Consider the following 14,363-nt stretch of genomic DNA (forward strand, 5'->3'; position numbering starts at 1 on the left):
CCGCACGTGGGGCTACGCCTTGACGAGGCTGTCCAGCACCGAGAGGAACAGGCCCAGGCCGTCGTCGCTGGGGCCGGTGAGCGGCTCGGTGGCGTGCTCGGGGTGCGGCATCAGGCCGACGACCCGGCGATTGGCCGAGGTGATGCCGGCGATGTCGCGCTGCGAGCCGTTGGGGTTGCCGCCCGCGTAGCGGAACACCACGCGGCCCTCGCCCTCCAGCTGGTCGAGCACGGCGGTGGACGCCTGGTAGCGGCCCTCGGCGTTCTTGACGGGGATGAGGATCTGGGCGCCCGGCTCGTAGCGGGTGGTCCAGGCGGTGTCGGTCTGCTCGACGGTCAGCCACTGGTCGCGGCAGACGAAGTGCAGGCCCTCGTTGCGGGTCAGCGCACCCGGCAGCAGGCCCGCCTCACAGAGGATCTGGAAGCCGTTGCAGATGCCCAGGATCGGCATGCCCTGCTCGGCGGCCTTGATGACCTCGCCCATGACCGGGGCCATCGAGGCGATGGCGCCGGCGCGCAGGTAGTCGCCGTAGGAGAAGCCGCCGGGGACGACGACCGCGTCGACCTGCTTGAGGTCGGCATCGGCGTGCCACAGCGAAACGGGCTCGGAACCGGCCAGTTTCACCGCCCGGGCGGCGTCGACGTCGTCGAGCGTGCCCGGGAAGGTGATGACACCGATGCGGGCGCTCACAGCCGGACGACCTTCCAGTCCTCGATCACGACATTGGCCAGCAGCGATTCGGCGATCTGCTCCAGGTCGGCGTCGGTGACATTGTCATCGACATCGAGTTCGAATCGCTTGCCCTGCCGCACATCCGAGATGCCGGGGTGCCCGAGACGCCCCAGCGCGCCGACAATGGCTTGTCCCTGCGGATCCAGGATCTCGGCCTTCGGCATCACCTCGACCACGACACGTGCCACGCGTTGCTCCTCAGCTGGTGGGGCGGCGCCCGGCATGCATGCCTGCCGGGCGGGGGGTATCGCTGATCAGCGTAGTTGGCGGGGGCGGCGGACATACCGCCGGGTCGTGCCGTCCGTGGTCTACACCACAGCCCCGCGGGCTACCGTTGAATCATGCACATAGCCCATTTCGGACATTCCTGCATTCTCGTGGAGCTCAACGGCAGCAAGATCCTGTTCGATCCGGGCAATTTCTCGCACGGATTCGAAGGCCTCACCGGATTGGATGCCATTGCGGTGACGCATCAGCATCCCGATCACATCTGCCCGCACCGGATCGAGGCGCTGATCGAGGCGAATCCGCAGGCCAGGCTGCTGTCCGATCCGCAGACCGCGCTGCTGCGGGGCGAGCCGTGGGAGCCGGTGCACGCCGGAAATATTCTCGAAGTCGGTGATGTCCAAATTACCGGCGGTGGTGGCCGGCACGCGGTCATCCATCCGGAGATCCCTGTTATCGACAACACCGTCTTCCAACTCGGTACTCCGGACGATCCCGCACAACTCGTCCATCCCGGTGATTCACTCTGGGTTCCGCCGACTCCGGTCGGTGTTCTCGCCATTCCCGCGGTCGCCCCGTGGATGCGCATCAGTGAGGCGGTGGATTACCTGCGTGCGGTAAATCCGCGTGTCGCGTTCCCCATCCACTACGGCATCATCGCCCCCGAAGCACAGGGCATCTATTTCGGTCGGCTGAATGAAATGAGTCCGGCCAATACCGAATTCAAGATCATCGAACCCGAGGATCACGCGGAATTCTGATGTCGCACCGCCGGGCGGGAGCGGCCACCGCCCGGCGGCGCGAGCTGTGTAACCCACTGCGGCCGAGGCGGATTCGTGGCGAATCCGCCTCGCCCGGGGTCAGCGGTAGGAGGCCAGGAACAGCGCCTCGGCCAGGGCCATGTGCTCGATCTCCGTCGGATCGACGCTCTCATTGGGCGCGTGGATCAGGCACTTCGGTTCCTCCACGCCCATGAGCATGATCTCCGCCTGCGGATAGGTGTCGGCGAAGACATTGCACAGCGGGATCGACCCGCCCTGTCCCTCGGTGGTGGCGGGACGGCCGTAGGCCGTCTCCATGGCCGCCGACATGGCCCGCCGCGCCGGGCCGTCCGTACTGCCGACGAACGGCGAGCCGGTGGCCTCGGTCTCGACCGTCACCCTCGCGTGCCACGGCGCGTGCGACTTCAGGTGCGCGGTCAGGGCTTTCAGCGCGTCCTCCGGATTGGTGCCCGGCGGGATCCGCAGGTTGAGGCGGGCCCGGGTCCTGGGCTGGATGGCCGCCGAGGAGCCGACCACGGGCGGGACGTCCATACCGAGCACCGTGAGCGCCGGACGGACCCAGAGCATGTCGGCGACCTCGCCATTGCCCAGCAGATGGACGCCGTCGAGAACGCCCGCGTCGGAACGGAATCGGCCCACCGGATACTCATGACCCTGCCAGACCTGGTCATTGCGCAGCCCGTCGATGGTGGTGTTGCCGTCGACGTCGCGCAGGGTGCCGAGCAGGTGGATCATGGCGGCCAGCGCATCGGGCGCGGGACCGCCGAACATGCCGGAATGCAAGGGGCCGGAGAGGGTTTCGACGGTGACGACCACATTCACGGTGCCACGCAGGGTCTGGGTGAAGGTGGGCACGCCGACCGCGAAATTGCCGCAGTCGCCGATGAGCAGGGTGTCGGCGCGCAGCAGGTCGGCATTGCCGGGCACGAACTCCTCCAGGCCACCGGTGCCCTGCTCCTCGGAGCCCTCCGAGACCAGCACCAACCCGACCGGATACTCGTCGCCGTACACCTTGCGCAGCGCCCGCAGCGCGGTCAGATGCATGACGATATTGCCCTTGCAGTCGGCCGCGCCGCGCCCGTACCAGCGGCCGTCCTTCTCGGTGAGCTGCCAGACCGGCGTCTGCCACGCGGCTTCGTCGAGCGGCGGCTGCACGTCGTAGTGGCAGTAGAGCATGATGGTCGGCGCGCCCTGCGGCCCCCGGCTGCGGGCCACGACGGCATTGCTGCCGTCCGGGGTCTCGTGCAGCCCCACCTCGGTGAGCCCCTCCGCCTCGAACGCATCGGCCACCCACTGCGCGGCCTTCTCGCACTCCTCGATCGGGAACTGCCGGGCGTCGTACACCGATTTGAACGAGACGAGCTGCGCGAGATCGCTTTTCGCACGCGGCATGAGTTCCTTGACGGCCGCGCGCAGCGCGGCCACCTTCGAATCCTCCTGCACCCCTGCGGTCGTGGTCATGACATCCTCCTGATCACTTGGCGGTATCGGGTTTCACGGTCTCACCCTTCTTCAGGTGACCGATTGTTTCCAGAGTGCGCAGGTTTCCGAAGCTCGACATCAGATAGCAGATGGCGCGATTGCGGTCGACGGTGTCGGTCAGCAGCTGATCGGCTACCGCACCCGCCCCGAGGTGCGGCGGCGTGGCGGACATCGCCTGCACTATGACATGCTGATAGTCCATAGTGCTGAATAGTAACCGTTCAGCAACTTTCTCTTGATTACGAAACGGTAGCTGGCCGAACCAGTTTCGATCATGGCCGGCTGGCTACCATCATCTCGGCAAACCCATGCCGAATCTCGATCGGAGGCCATATGACCGGCACCACGGAACCCGACGACGTCTACGCGATGCCCGGCATCAGACGCGCCGCTCCGCACCGTGGCTTCCCGGAGCACGAGATCTTCCCGCAGGTCGCCTACCAGATCGTCCACGACGAACTGATGCTCGACGGCGTCTCCCGGATGAACCTGGCCACCTTCTGCACCACCTGGGTCGACGACCAGGCCCGGCGGCTGATGAACGAATGCCTCGACAAGAACATCGTCGACAAGGACGAGTACCCGCAGACCGCCGAACTCGAGCAACGCGGCGTGCACATGCTCGCCGACCTGTGGAACTCCCCCGATCCGCGGGGCACGCTGGGCACCTCCACCACCGGGTCCAGCGAGGCCGCCATGCTGGGCGGCCTGGCCGCCAAATTCCGCTGGCGCCGGCGCGGCGGCACCGGCACCCCCAACTTCGTGTGCGGCCCGGTCCAGGTGTGCTGGGAGAAGTTCGCGCGCTACTTCGACGTGGAGATCCGCCAGATCCCGCTGCGCGGCGAGCGCTACACCATGCACCCCGACGACATCGCCGCCTACTGCGACGAGAACACCATCATGGTGGTGCCCACCTTCGGCCAGACCTTCACCGGCCTGTTCGAGGATGTCGAGGGCATCAGCAAGGCGCTCGACGCGCTGCAGGCCGCGACCGGACTCGACATCCCCATCCACGTCGACGCGGCCAGCGGCGGCTTCCTCGCCCCGTTCTGCGCACCCGAAATCTGTTGGGATTTCCGGCTTCCGCGGGTCAAGTCCATCAACGCCTCCGGCCACAAGACCGGTCTCGCACCGCTGGGCGCGGGCTGGGCCATCTGGCGGACCAAGGAGGATCTGCCCGAAGAGCTCATCTTCAATGTCGACTATCTGGGCGGCAATATGCCCACCTTCAACCTGAACTTCTCCCGGCCCGGCGGGCAGGCCGTCACCCAGTACTACGAGTTCATCCGGCTGGGCCGCACCGGCTACCGCAATGTGCAGACCGCCATCTACACCGCAAGCCAGCACTTGGCCAAGGGCATTGCCGAGGCCGGGCCGTTCGAGCTCATCCACGATGCCGATCCGCGCCGCGGCATCACCGCCGTCTCGTGGAAACTGGCCGACGGCGCCGACTACAACCTCTACGACCTGTCCGATCGGCTGCGCACCCGCGGCTGGCTCATCGCCGCCTACCCGCTGCCCGCCGACCGCGAGGACGAGATCATCATGCGCGCGGTGCTGCGCCACGGCTTCACGATCGACATGGCCGATCTGCTGCTCGCCGACCTGCACCGCAGCCTGCAGGTGCTCGACAAGCACCCGATGACGACCTCGCTCACCCGCGAGGAGGCGGGCGGCTTCCCGCACAACGCACGCGCGGTCGTCCCCACCCCCAAGGCGAAACCGGTGCGGTCCAAGGCCGATGGCAAGGCCACGATCAACGGCAAGAAGACCGCCGAGACCCCGGCCGAAACCAAGCAAGCCAAGACCAAGCACGCCAAATCCAAGGCCGGCAAGAAGTGAGCGCGGCCGAGAGTTCGGCTGCCACCGGATAACCACGGCGGCAACCGAATACCGCGAAGCGGCGGCGGGAATCCCGCCGCCGCTTCATGTTCCGGACTCGGAGCCTAGGCGTCCGCCAGGCCCACGGTGTCGAGGAGCCAGGCGAGCTCGAAGGCCGCTTCCTTCCACTTCTCGTAGCGGCCGCTGACACCGCCGTGGCCCGCGCTCATCTCCGTCTTGAGCAGCAGCTGGGCATCGCCGGTCTTGGTGGCGCGGAGTTTGGCCACCCACTTGGCCGGCTCCACGTACAGCACGCGGGTGTCGTTGAGCCCGGTGATGGCCAGGATCGCCGGATAGTCCTTCGCCTCGACGTTCTCGTAGGGCGCGTAGGACTTCATGTACTCGTAGACTTCCTTGTCCGCCAGGGGATTACCCCACTCGTCCCACTCGGTGACGGTCAGCGGCAGCGACTCGTCCAGGATGGACGTCAGCGGGTCCACGAAGGGCACATTGGTCAGGATGCCCGCGAACAGCTCGGGTGCGAGGTTCGCCACCGCGCCCATCAGCAGCCCGCCCGCACTGCCGCCCTCGGCGAGCATGCGGTCCGGCGCGGTGACACCGGAATCCACCAGATGCCGTGCGCAGGCGACGAAGTCGGTGAAGGTGTTCTTCTTCTCGAGCTTCTTGCCCTCCTCGTACCAGCGCCGGCCCATCTCGCCGCCACCGCGGACATGCGCGACCGCGTAGACCATGCCGCGATCCAGCAGCGACAACCGCCCCACCGAGAAGTACGGATCCATCGGCGCCTCGTAGGAGCCGTAGCCGTAGAGCAGCAACGGTTTCGGACCGGCCGGGGCATCCTTGCGCATGACCACCGAGATCGGCACCCGGGTGCCATCCGCGGCCACCGCCCAATCCCGGTGCTGCACATAGTCATCGGGGTTGTAGTCGCCGAGCACCACCTGCTCCTTGCGCAGCAGCAGCTCGTCGGTGTCGGGCACGTAGTCGAAGATCTTCATCGGGGTGATGTAGGAGGTGACCCCGACCCGCAGCATCGGCTGCTCCCACTCCGGGTTGGCGCCGAACCCGGAGTCGAACAGCTCCAGACCGAAATCGATCTCGTGCAGTTCGCCGTACCCGGTGTCGGTCAGCGGCCAGACCGCGGCCCGCTGCATCGCGTCGCGCCGATAGCTGACCGCCAGCTTGTCGGAGAAGGACTCCAGGCCGTTGAGGCGGACATCGTCGCGGTGCGGAATCAGGATGGTCTGGTTGGTCGGATCGTGCAGCGGAGCCTCGGCGAGCACGAAGTTCTCGGCCTTGACCCCGTCGACCACGTCGTTGTGCAGGATGAGCAGTTTGTCCTCGCCGCCCACCACCGCATGATCGACCGAGTACTCGACGCCCTCGCGCCGGGGCATGATGAGCCGGAATTCGCCCTCGGGGTTGTCGGCCTCCAGGATCCAGTTCTCGGTGGTGATCTTGGATTCGACGTAGAGCAGCAGGTACTTCTCCGAATTGGTCGCCGTCACGCCCACCGAGTAGTGGGCATCCGGCTCATGGAGAACCTGGACATCGGCCGACATCGGCGTGCCCAGCTTGTGCCGCCACACGGTGTCGGACCGCCACGCGTCGTCGTAGGTCGAGTAGAAGACGTACGCGCCGTCGAGCGACCAGGTCGCGCCCTGGGTGACGCCGGTGATCTCGTCGGGCAGCAGCTCACCGGTGGTCAGGTTCTTGAAGCGCAGGACATAGCGCTCGTCACCGGAGGTGTCCTCCGAGTAGGCCAGCATGTCACCGGCGTGGCTGATGGAGAACGCGCCGAGCGCGAAATAGTCGTGGCCCTCGGCCAGCTCATTGGAGTCCAGCAGGACCACCTCACCGGGCATGGTGGCCGACGCCTCCAGCTTGGGCGGGGTCCAGTCGTCCGGACCGGCGATCGGGCAGCGGCAGTGCACGCCGTGCTGTTTGCCCTCGAAGGTGCGCGAGTAGTACCAGAACTCGCCCATCCGGGTCGGGAGCGACAGATCGGTCTCCTGGATCCGCGACTTGATCTCCTCGAAGATCTTTTCCCGCAGCGGGCCCAGCTTCGCGGTCTGCGCGTCGGTATAGGCGTTCTCCGCCTCCAGATACGCGGTGACCTCGGGATCCGTCTTCTCCCGCAGCCACTCGTACTCGTCGATGAAGACATCCCCGTGGTGCACGCGCTCCATCGGAGCCCGCTTGGCGATCGGCGCCACCACCGCGCCGTCTACTGAGATCGCGCTACCACTGTCCAAAGCCATGGGCACCACGTTAGTAGCGATCCCCCACCGCGCACCCCCGACCCGGCGGTACCGGGCGTGGTGCGGCTCCCGCGCCGGTCGAGCGCGGGAGCCGTCACCGTATCCGTCGCTGCCGCGTCCCGTTGGCGTGCTGATGCTGCTCGTAGAGGTAGAAGACGGCGGCCTTGCGACGAGCACATTGGTCGGTCGGGCAACTCCGGTGGATCCGAAGAATGCTGTGGGCCAATTCCGCTGTGAAGCGCTCGGGAACCACCGCACAGCTGTCGGAGACCGGGGCGGCTCGTTGCGGGGACCATGGCGTGCGCACCACATACCTCCTTCCACTGACAGAAGATGGAATATCCGATCCGAAGCCCTCACAAACCCTGGCATTATGAGTGCGATCTACATCACCGACCAGTACTGCTGGTGCGCACAGGGGAGGCCGACAGTGGAAGCGAAGAACCGCGTCATCGAGGCCGATGCGGTGTGGCGGCGCGGAGACGACACCGCCGACGGCGTCGAGATCGCCTTTCTGGCCAGTGGAAACATCGGATTACGGGACTCCCGCAATCCGGACGGGCCAGTACTGATCTTCACCCCCGGCGAATGGGAAGCCTTCGTGGCCGGGGCCAAGGACGGCGAATTCAACCGGCCCGGAGCCTGATTCGGGTGTGCCCGGCTCGAAACGAGCCGGGCACAACACTGTTCAGGCCCCTATCGCCGCGCCGATGGTCGGCCACGACTCGTGCAGGGTGTCCTGCCAGTACGACCACGAATGCGTGCCCACCGGCGAGTGCTCCACCCGCGCCGGAATGTTCATGGCACGCAACCGCTGCTCGAACGCGGTGACACAGGCGTCCACCCCGAATTCGATGGGGCCGCCGAAGAAGATGTTCTCCGGCAGTTGCGGCTTGATCTCCAGCTCGTGCGGGCCGGGCAGGCCGGTGCCGGTGGACAGGAAGATGGTCTTGCCGCGCAGCGCCTCGGCCAGCACCGCCGGATTGTGCTCCGTCCACGCCGCACTACCCGGCGCACCCCACATATTGAGCGGATTGCCACCGCGATTGGCCACCGAGAACATCATGGCGCCCTGCGCGATCGTGGTGTCCGGGCAGGCGCTGTAGCCCGCCACCGCCCGGTACAGCTCCGGATGCCGCACCGCCAGTACGAAGGCCGCGATGCCGCCCATCGACAGACCACCGATGGCGTCCACCCCGTTACCGGCGAAGTATCCGTCGATGATGGGCGGAAGCTCTTGTGTCAGAAAGGTTTCCCACTTGTAGCGGCCGAAGCGCGGGTCGTCGGATACCCAGTCGGTGTAGTAGCTGGCCTGGCCGCCCATGGGCAGCACCACGTTCACGTCCTTGCCCTGGAAGAAGGGTTCGGCGTCGGTGGCATTGGTCCAGGTGCTCTGCGTCGCACCGGGATCCAGGCCGTCGAGGAGGTAGTAGGTGGGGCGGTCACCGCCGCCGGCCGGATGCAGCACCTGCACCTGGATGGTGCGGCCCATGGCAGCGGAGTCGATGAAGATCGCCGAGCGGGTGGCGCTCAGCTGGTCGACGCGGACGACCTCGGCCGCGTGCGCGATTGCCGGCGGGGCGGCCACCGGATAAAGCAAACCTGCAGCGATCGCCAAAACAGCTGCGGCAACGACTCTTCGACGCATGTCCCCACCTTCATCAGCCCACCACAATCACCATCAAACGTAACTCGAGTGGCTATTGCGACGCGTGGGAATGGGGTTATGGCGTGTCGTTGGCTAACCACGCGGTCCGGATATGGTAATGCGATTCGGCTATCAGTCGGCGGCAATTCGGGACAATGCGCCCCTGATGGATCCCGCCAGGTAATCCAGGTCCGCACGCGCCGGACTGGTCGGCCGCGCCCGCAGCCCGAATCCGTCGCCCGGGGTGCGGGGAATCACGTGCAGATGCACGTGGAACACCTCCTGCCCCGCCGTGACCCCGTCGGCCAGGAAGAAATTCACTCCGTCACAGTGCACCTCGGACTCCCGCAGGCCCGCCGCGATGCGCTGCCCCACCTGAAACAGCTTGCCGCCCAACGCCGGATCCAGCTCCGCCAGGCTCCGGACGGGCGTCTTCGGAATCACCAGCACATGCCCGGGCGTCACCGGCCGAATATCCATGAACGCCAGGCAATCCTCGTCCTCGTACACCTTGGACGACGGTGCTCGCCCGGCAACGATGTCGGAGAAGATCGTGTAAGGGTTCATGCCCGCAGAGCCTAGAGCCCCCTACCCCACACCCGCCCGACTCGACCCAGTGGCCGGGCGAGCGACCCCGCAATACTTCGCCTACAACTCGTTCGCCCCCGGCTCCGTTCCGGAGCCGGGGGCGAGACTCGAGAGTCGTTGTCTCCCTAGAGGATCGGCGACGGCGTGTAGCGGGCGGCCTCCGGATTCGCGTCGACCAGCTTCTGGACCTGGGCGATCACATCGGCGGTCTGCGCCTCGGCCGCGCCGATGAAGGCGGAACGGTCCGCCAGGGCCGCATCCAGGGCGGCCCGGTCCAGCGGCATGCGGTCGTCGGCGGCCAGGCGGTCCAGCAGATCGGGTTCGCGGCCCTGCTCACGCATGGCCAGCGCCACCGCCACCGCGTGCTCCTTGATGACCTCGTGGGCGGTCTCACGGCCCACGCCCGCGCGCACCGCCGCCATCAGGATGCGGGTGGTGGCCAGGAACGGCAGGTAGCGGTTGAGCTCGCGGTCGACCACGGCCGGGTACGCGCCGAATTCGGCCAGCACGGTCAGGAAGGTCTCCATCATGCCGTCGATGGCGAAGAAGGCGTCCGGCAGCGCGACCCGGCGCACGACCGAGCAGAACACGTCGCCCTCGTTCCACTGCGCGCCCGCCAGCTCGGCCGCCATCGAGCCGTAGCCGCGCAGCACCACCTGCAGGCCGTTGACGCGCTCACACGAGCGGGTGTTCATCTTGTGCGGCATGGCCGAGGAGCCCACCTGGCCGGGCTGGAAGCCCTCGGTGACCAGCTCGTGGCCCGCCATCAGGCGAATGGTGTGCGCGAACGAGGACGGGCCCGCGCCCACCTGCACCAGCGTGGAGAGCACATCGTGGTCCAGCGAGCGCGGGTAGATCTGGCCCACGCTGGTGAACACATTCGCGAAACCCAGGTGGCCGGCCACCTTCTGCTCCAGCTGCGCCAGCTTGGCCGCGTCGCCGCCGAGCAGATCCAGCATGTCCTGCGAGGTGCCCATCGGACCCTTGATGCCGCGCAACGGGTATCGGTCGATCAGCTCCCGCAGCCGGGTCAGCGCGATGAGCAATTCGTCTGCGGCGGAAGCGAATCGCTTGCCGAGGGTGGTGGCCTGCGCCGCCACATTGTGCGAGCGGCCCGCCATCACCAGCGTCTGGTACTGGGCGGCCCGCTCCGCGAGCCGGGCCGCGATGGCCACGCCGTGGCCGTACACGTGCTCGAGCGAGAGCCGGATCTGCAGCTGCTCCACGTTCTCGGTGAGATCCCGCGAGGTCATGCCCTTGTGCACGTGCTCGTGCCCCGCGAGCGCGTTGAACTCCTCGATCCGGGCCTTCACATCGTGCCGGGTGACCCGCTCGCGTTCCGCGATCGACTGCAGATCCACCCGATCGATGACCCGCTCGTAGTCCTCGACGACCCCCGCCGGAACATCCACCCCCAACTCGGCCTGGGCCCGCAACACCTCCAGCCACAACCGCCGCTCGAGCACGATCTTGTTCTCGGGCGACCACAGATGAACCAGCTCGGGGCTGGCGTAGCGGGTGGCAAGGACGTTCGGCACAAGACTCACGTTGTCCCAGTTTACCGGTGGGTTTCCCGCCGGTTTGCCCCGCCATCATCGCGGCGGAGGTTCGCCCCGGCCGGGGCGTCCCGAGAGTCCCCGGGCGTCGGGCCGAGTTATGCCGGTGGGGCGACGATGTCGATGATCTCGAGCAGCGCGCCCCGCGCCATGCGCCGGGGCTGCGGGTCGAGTTCACCGAGCGCGGTCACCACCGCCCCATCGACGACCGCCACCAGGCGGCGGGTCTGTTCGGTGCGCACCACGCGGTCGGAGCGGCGCAGCACGTCGGTCAGCAGCTCGTCCAGCTGGGCGCGTAGTCGCAGCTGGACCTCTCGTAGTTCCGGGTGCCGGGCGGACGCGACCGAGCGCTCGTAGCGGGCGATCAGCTGGCCCCGCGCGTCCAGGTCCTGAATCTCCGGACCCACCAACAGGTCCAGCACCAATTCCACGGTGGCCTCCGCCCCGCGCCGGCGGTGCGTCACCTCGCCGACGCGGCGGCGCATGGCCTCCAGTTCGGCATTGCCGGAGAACTCGACCGCGCGCGCGATCAGATCCTCGAGCGATTCGAAGTAGTAGGTGGTCGACGCGAGCGGCAGATCCGCCCGGGTTGCCACCGAGCGGTGCCGGACCGCTTCGAAGCCGCCTTCGAGCAGGAGCTCGGCGGCGGCACAAACCAGCGCTTGGCGACGCCGTTCGCCTTTCGGAGTCGTCGCAGTGGTCACGGTGCAATCGTGCCAGTCATCACCGGCGCTGTGTTCATTTTGCCCACTGCGCTCAATCTCCTTGGCAGATCAGGCCAAATACCGTTCCAACCGGTCCAGTGCCTCTTCGATGTCGGCACCGGCTCCGGCGAACGAGAAGCGAACCGTGTGATGGCCGTTGCGGGTGTCGAAGTCGATGCCGGGAGCCAGCGCCACACCGGTGGCGTCGAGCACCTCGGTGCACCAGCGCATCGAATCATCGGTCAGGTGAGCGATATCCGCGTAGGCATAGAACGCACCGTCGGCGGGGGCGAGGTCGGTGATGCCGAGCTTGGGCAGCCCCGACAGCAGCAGCTGGCGATTCGCCGCATAGCGCCGCACATGACCGTCCAGTTCGGCTTTGGCCTCGGCGCCGAACGCGTGCACCGCCGCGAACTGAGAAATAGCCGGGGGGCACACCGTCATGTTGGACGCCAGTCGCTGCAGCGCCGGGCGCAACGATTCCGGCACCAGCATCCAGCCCAGCCGCCAGCCGGTCATGGAGAAGTACTTGGACACCGAGCCGATGACCACCGACTCCCGAGAGGTCTCCCAGGCCGAGGAGGTCGGCTCGGTGCCGGCGTAGACGATGCCGTGGTAGATCTCGTCGGAGATGAGCAGCGTCCCGTGCTCGTCGCACCAGCGGGCCAGCGCCGCCAGCTCCTCCGGCGCGATCATGGTCCCGGTCGGATTGGCCGGGCTCGCCACGATCAGGCCCGCGGGCGGCTCCGGCAGCGCCTCCAGCATGGCCACGGTCGGCTGGAACCGGGTCTCCGGCCCGCAGTCCAGTTCGACCACATCGCAGCCCAGCGCGGTCAGCGTGTTCCGGTAGGCCGGATAGCCCGGCCGGGCCACCACCACGGTGTCGCCGGGATCGAAGGCCGCCAGAAAGATGAGGGTGAACGCGCCGGAGGAACCGGTGGTCACCACGACATCGTCCGCGTCCACGCGCACCCCGTAGGTGCTGCGATGGTGCTCCGCGATGGCCTCCCGCAGCGCCAGGGTCCCAAATGTCTCGGTATAGCCCAGCAATTCGGAATCCATGGCCGCCTTGGTGGCGCGCAAAACCGCCGCCGGAGCGGGCGTGGACGGCTGCCCCGCGGCCAGCACCAGCACATCTCCGTGTGTCCGGGCCCGTTCAGCTGCTGCTTTCCAGACGTCCATCACGTAAAAAGGTGGAATGGTCGACCGGCGAGATTCGATACGCACTCGACAGACGGTAGAGCACCGACTCCCCCGCCTGTCCGGGAACTGCCACCCGAATGCCTGAGGAGGCGGCTGTGCAGGGGGGACCAGCAACCACCGGGACCACCCCGGAGGCCGACCCATACCCACCCGAACCCGCGCCGCCGCGGACAGCCGGCGCGACGGACAGCTACACGCCGGGTGTGCGGTCGCAGCTGGCATTCCAGGACGAGCCCTCGCGGAGTCAGGAGGCGCTGGAACGGGTCTGGCGGTCGGTGGTCCGGCTCGCGGGGCAGGCGATCGCCTGGCTGCGGCTGTACGCGCCGATCGCGCGGGAACGCACGGTCGAGCTGTGGGCCCGGCGGCCGCGCACGTGGGCCGAGACCGTCGAGCTGGTGCGGCGGGGCCGGGCCGAAGCGCGGCGGCAGTGGCCGGTGGTGCGCGCGTGGGGCATTCGGCACCGGGTGCTGATCGGCGGTGTGGTCGCGGTGCTGGTGTTCGCGAGCGCGGACGGCGCGCTGGGGCTGCTGCCCACCGACGCCGAGGTGGGTCCCGGTGTGGCGCTGCGGGTTCCGGTGCAGTATCCGCTGCAGGTGCAGGCCTCCCCGGAGACCTCGAAGCGGTATCTGGACGCCATCAACAACGGTGAGCATCTGCGCGAGCAGGCGGTGGTCTCGGCGGCCGCGGCGGCCACGCTGGAGCGGGCCAAGGCGGAGGCCGCGGCGGCCGTCGCCGGGCAGCCGCAGCCGTGGATGACGCCGTCACCGGACAGTTCGCTGCCGCCCGGCTTCGTGATTCCCGGCGCCGGCGGGTTCGCGCTGCCCGCGAAGGGCATGTTCACCTCCGGATTCGGGGCGCGCTGGGGCACCTTCCACGCGGGCATCGACATCGCCGCGCCGCTCGGCTCACCGATCTACGCGGTGGCGGCGGGCACCGTCATCGACGCGGGCCCGGCCCAGGGCTTCGGGCTGTGGGTGCGCATCCGCCACGACGACGGCACCATCTCCGTCTACGGGCACATGTACGACTTCTCGGTGTCGGTCAGCGAGCGCGTCCCGGCGGGCCTGCAGATCGCGCGCATCGGCAACCGCGGCGACTCGACGGGACCGCACCTGCACTTCGAGATCATCATCAACGGCCAGCACGTGGACCCGCAGCCCTGGCTGGCCCAGCACGGCATCATCGTCGGCTGAGCGCCCCCGCCTCCCCGAAACTTCAGCGCACGGCTCGGGAGCCGTTGACCGTTGGCGACGCGTGCCGGCGGTCCAGGGCCGAAACAATGTCAGGGGTACCCGGGGAGTTACCCCGATCGGTACGAAATCAGTTGTCGCGCTGGCATT

Annotated in this window: 14 protein-coding genes; 4 read left to right on the top strand and 10 right to left on the bottom strand. The window is 67.7% G+C overall.

Annotated features, from left to right (window positions below; all coding sequences use genetic code 11):
• Positions 1 to 12 precede the first annotated feature (12 nt).
• Both purQ and purS read right to left on the bottom strand, forming a co-directional pair.
• Positions 13 to 690: a phosphoribosylformylglycinamidine synthase subunit PurQ gene (gene purQ, locus ACFXIV_RS06120; protein WP_364606110.1), complete on the bottom strand. Its 678-nt coding sequence runs from the start codon at positions 688 to 690 to the stop codon at positions 13 to 15.
• Entirely contained in the window at positions 687 to 920 is a 234-nt protein-coding gene (gene purS, locus ACFXIV_RS06125; protein ID WP_040803258.1) for a phosphoribosylformylglycinamidine synthase subunit PurS, read from the bottom strand. The genes purQ and purS overlap by 4 nt, the downstream gene beginning before the upstream one ends.
• 153 nt (positions 921 to 1,073) lie before the next feature.
• Between purS and ACFXIV_RS06130 the strand changes: the two genes are divergently transcribed.
• Complete coding sequence (locus ACFXIV_RS06130) at positions 1,074 to 1,718, top strand: MBL fold metallo-hydrolase (protein WP_379383048.1); 645 nt, start codon at positions 1,074 to 1,076, stop codon at positions 1,716 to 1,718.
• 99 nt (positions 1,719 to 1,817) lie between these two features.
• On the opposite strand, the gene ACFXIV_RS06135 is transcribed toward ACFXIV_RS06130, so the two are convergent.
• The gene (locus tag ACFXIV_RS06135) at positions 1,818 to 3,200 is read right to left on the bottom strand and encodes a dipeptidase (RefSeq protein WP_379398035.1); all 1,383 of its coding nucleotides are present in this window, start codon (positions 3,198 to 3,200) and stop codon (positions 1,818 to 1,820) included.
• 13 nt (positions 3,201 to 3,213) lie between these two features.
• On the bottom strand, positions 3,214 to 3,423 hold the full coding sequence (locus ACFXIV_RS06140) for a hypothetical protein (protein ID WP_379398037.1): 210 nt from the start codon (positions 3,421 to 3,423) through the stop codon (positions 3,214 to 3,216).
• A gap of 131 nt (positions 3,424 to 3,554) precedes the next feature.
• Between ACFXIV_RS06140 and ACFXIV_RS06145 the strand changes: the two genes are divergently transcribed.
• Positions 3,555 to 5,063 carry a glutamate decarboxylase gene (locus ACFXIV_RS06145; protein ID WP_379398039.1) on the top strand — a complete coding sequence of 503 codons (1,509 nt, stop codon included), beginning with the start codon at positions 3,555 to 3,557 and terminating at the stop codon, positions 5,061 to 5,063.
• A gap of 104 nt (positions 5,064 to 5,167) precedes the next feature.
• Here ACFXIV_RS06145 and ACFXIV_RS06150 read toward each other — a convergent pair whose 3' ends face one another.
• Entirely contained in the window at positions 5,168 to 7,324 is a 2,157-nt protein-coding gene (locus tag ACFXIV_RS06150; RefSeq protein ID WP_379398041.1) for a S9 family peptidase, read from the bottom strand.
• 373 nt (positions 7,325 to 7,697) lie between these two features.
• Here ACFXIV_RS06150 and ACFXIV_RS06155 point away from each other — a divergent pair, with 373 nt between their 5' ends.
• Positions 7,698 to 7,970, top strand: a complete 273-nt coding sequence (locus ACFXIV_RS06155; RefSeq protein WP_083868551.1) for a DUF397 domain-containing protein — start codon at positions 7,698 to 7,700, stop codon at positions 7,968 to 7,970.
• A gap of 42 nt (positions 7,971 to 8,012) precedes the next feature.
• On the opposite strand, the gene ACFXIV_RS06160 is transcribed toward ACFXIV_RS06155, so the two are convergent.
• From ACFXIV_RS06160 to ACFXIV_RS06180, 5 genes are all read right to left on the bottom strand, one after another.
• Positions 8,013 to 8,972, bottom strand: coding sequence for an alpha/beta hydrolase (locus tag ACFXIV_RS06160; protein ID WP_379398043.1), 960 nt, complete (start codon positions 8,970 to 8,972; stop codon positions 8,013 to 8,015).
• A 132-nt stretch (positions 8,973 to 9,104) separates the two neighbouring features.
• Positions 9,105 to 9,539 carry an HIT family protein gene (locus ACFXIV_RS06165; protein WP_379398045.1) on the bottom strand — a complete coding sequence of 145 codons (435 nt, stop codon included), beginning with the start codon at positions 9,537 to 9,539 and terminating at the stop codon, positions 9,105 to 9,107.
• A gap of 146 nt (positions 9,540 to 9,685) precedes the next feature.
• Positions 9,686 to 11,107: an adenylosuccinate lyase gene (gene purB, locus ACFXIV_RS06170; RefSeq protein ID WP_379398047.1), complete on the bottom strand. Its 1,422-nt coding sequence runs from the start codon at positions 11,105 to 11,107 to the stop codon at positions 9,686 to 9,688.
• A 107-nt stretch (positions 11,108 to 11,214) separates the two neighbouring features.
• Complete coding sequence (locus ACFXIV_RS06175; RefSeq protein ID WP_356998822.1) at positions 11,215 to 11,820, bottom strand: TetR family transcriptional regulator; 606 nt, start codon at positions 11,818 to 11,820, stop codon at positions 11,215 to 11,217.
• A 69-nt stretch (positions 11,821 to 11,889) separates the two neighbouring features.
• Positions 11,890 to 13,047, bottom strand: coding sequence for a pyridoxal phosphate-dependent aminotransferase (locus ACFXIV_RS06180; protein ID WP_379398049.1), 1,158 nt, complete (start codon positions 13,045 to 13,047; stop codon positions 11,890 to 11,892).
• Positions 13,048 to 13,118: 71 nt separating this feature from the next.
• On the opposite strand from ACFXIV_RS06180, the gene ACFXIV_RS06185 reads away from it, so the two are divergent.
• Positions 13,119 to 14,216, top strand: coding sequence for a M23 family metallopeptidase (locus tag ACFXIV_RS06185; protein WP_379398051.1), 1,098 nt, complete (start codon positions 13,119 to 13,121; stop codon positions 14,214 to 14,216).
• Positions 14,217 to 14,363: the final 147 nt, after the last annotated feature.

Source organism: Nocardia sp. NPDC059236 (assembly GCF_042754085.1).
GTDB lineage: Bacteria > Actinomycetota > Actinomycetes > Mycobacteriales > Mycobacteriaceae > Nocardia.

Coding starts and splice junctions, on each gene's coding strand:
- ACFXIV_RS06130 (WP_379383048.1), top strand. CDS start 1,074: ATGCACATAGCCCATTTCGGACATTCCTGCATTCTCGTGGAGCTCAAC.
- ACFXIV_RS06135 (WP_379398035.1), bottom strand. CDS start 3,200: ATGACCACGACCGCAGGGGTGCAGGAGGATTCGAAGGTGGCCGCGCTG.
- ACFXIV_RS06140 (WP_379398037.1), bottom strand. CDS start 3,423: ATGGACTATCAGCATGTCATAGTGCAGGCGATGTCCGCCACGCCGCCG.
- ACFXIV_RS06145 (WP_379398039.1), top strand. CDS start 3,555: ATGACCGGCACCACGGAACCCGACGACGTCTACGCGATGCCCGGCATC.
- ACFXIV_RS06150 (WP_379398041.1), bottom strand. CDS start 7,324: ATGGCTTTGGACAGTGGTAGCGCGATCTCAGTAGACGGCGCGGTGGTG.
- ACFXIV_RS06155 (WP_083868551.1), top strand. CDS start 7,698: ATGAGTGCGATCTACATCACCGACCAGTACTGCTGGTGCGCACAGGGG.
- ACFXIV_RS06160 (WP_379398043.1), bottom strand. CDS start 8,972: ATGCGTCGAAGAGTCGTTGCCGCAGCTGTTTTGGCGATCGCTGCAGGT.
- ACFXIV_RS06165 (WP_379398045.1), bottom strand. CDS start 9,539: ATGAACCCTTACACGATCTTCTCCGACATCGTTGCCGGGCGAGCACCG.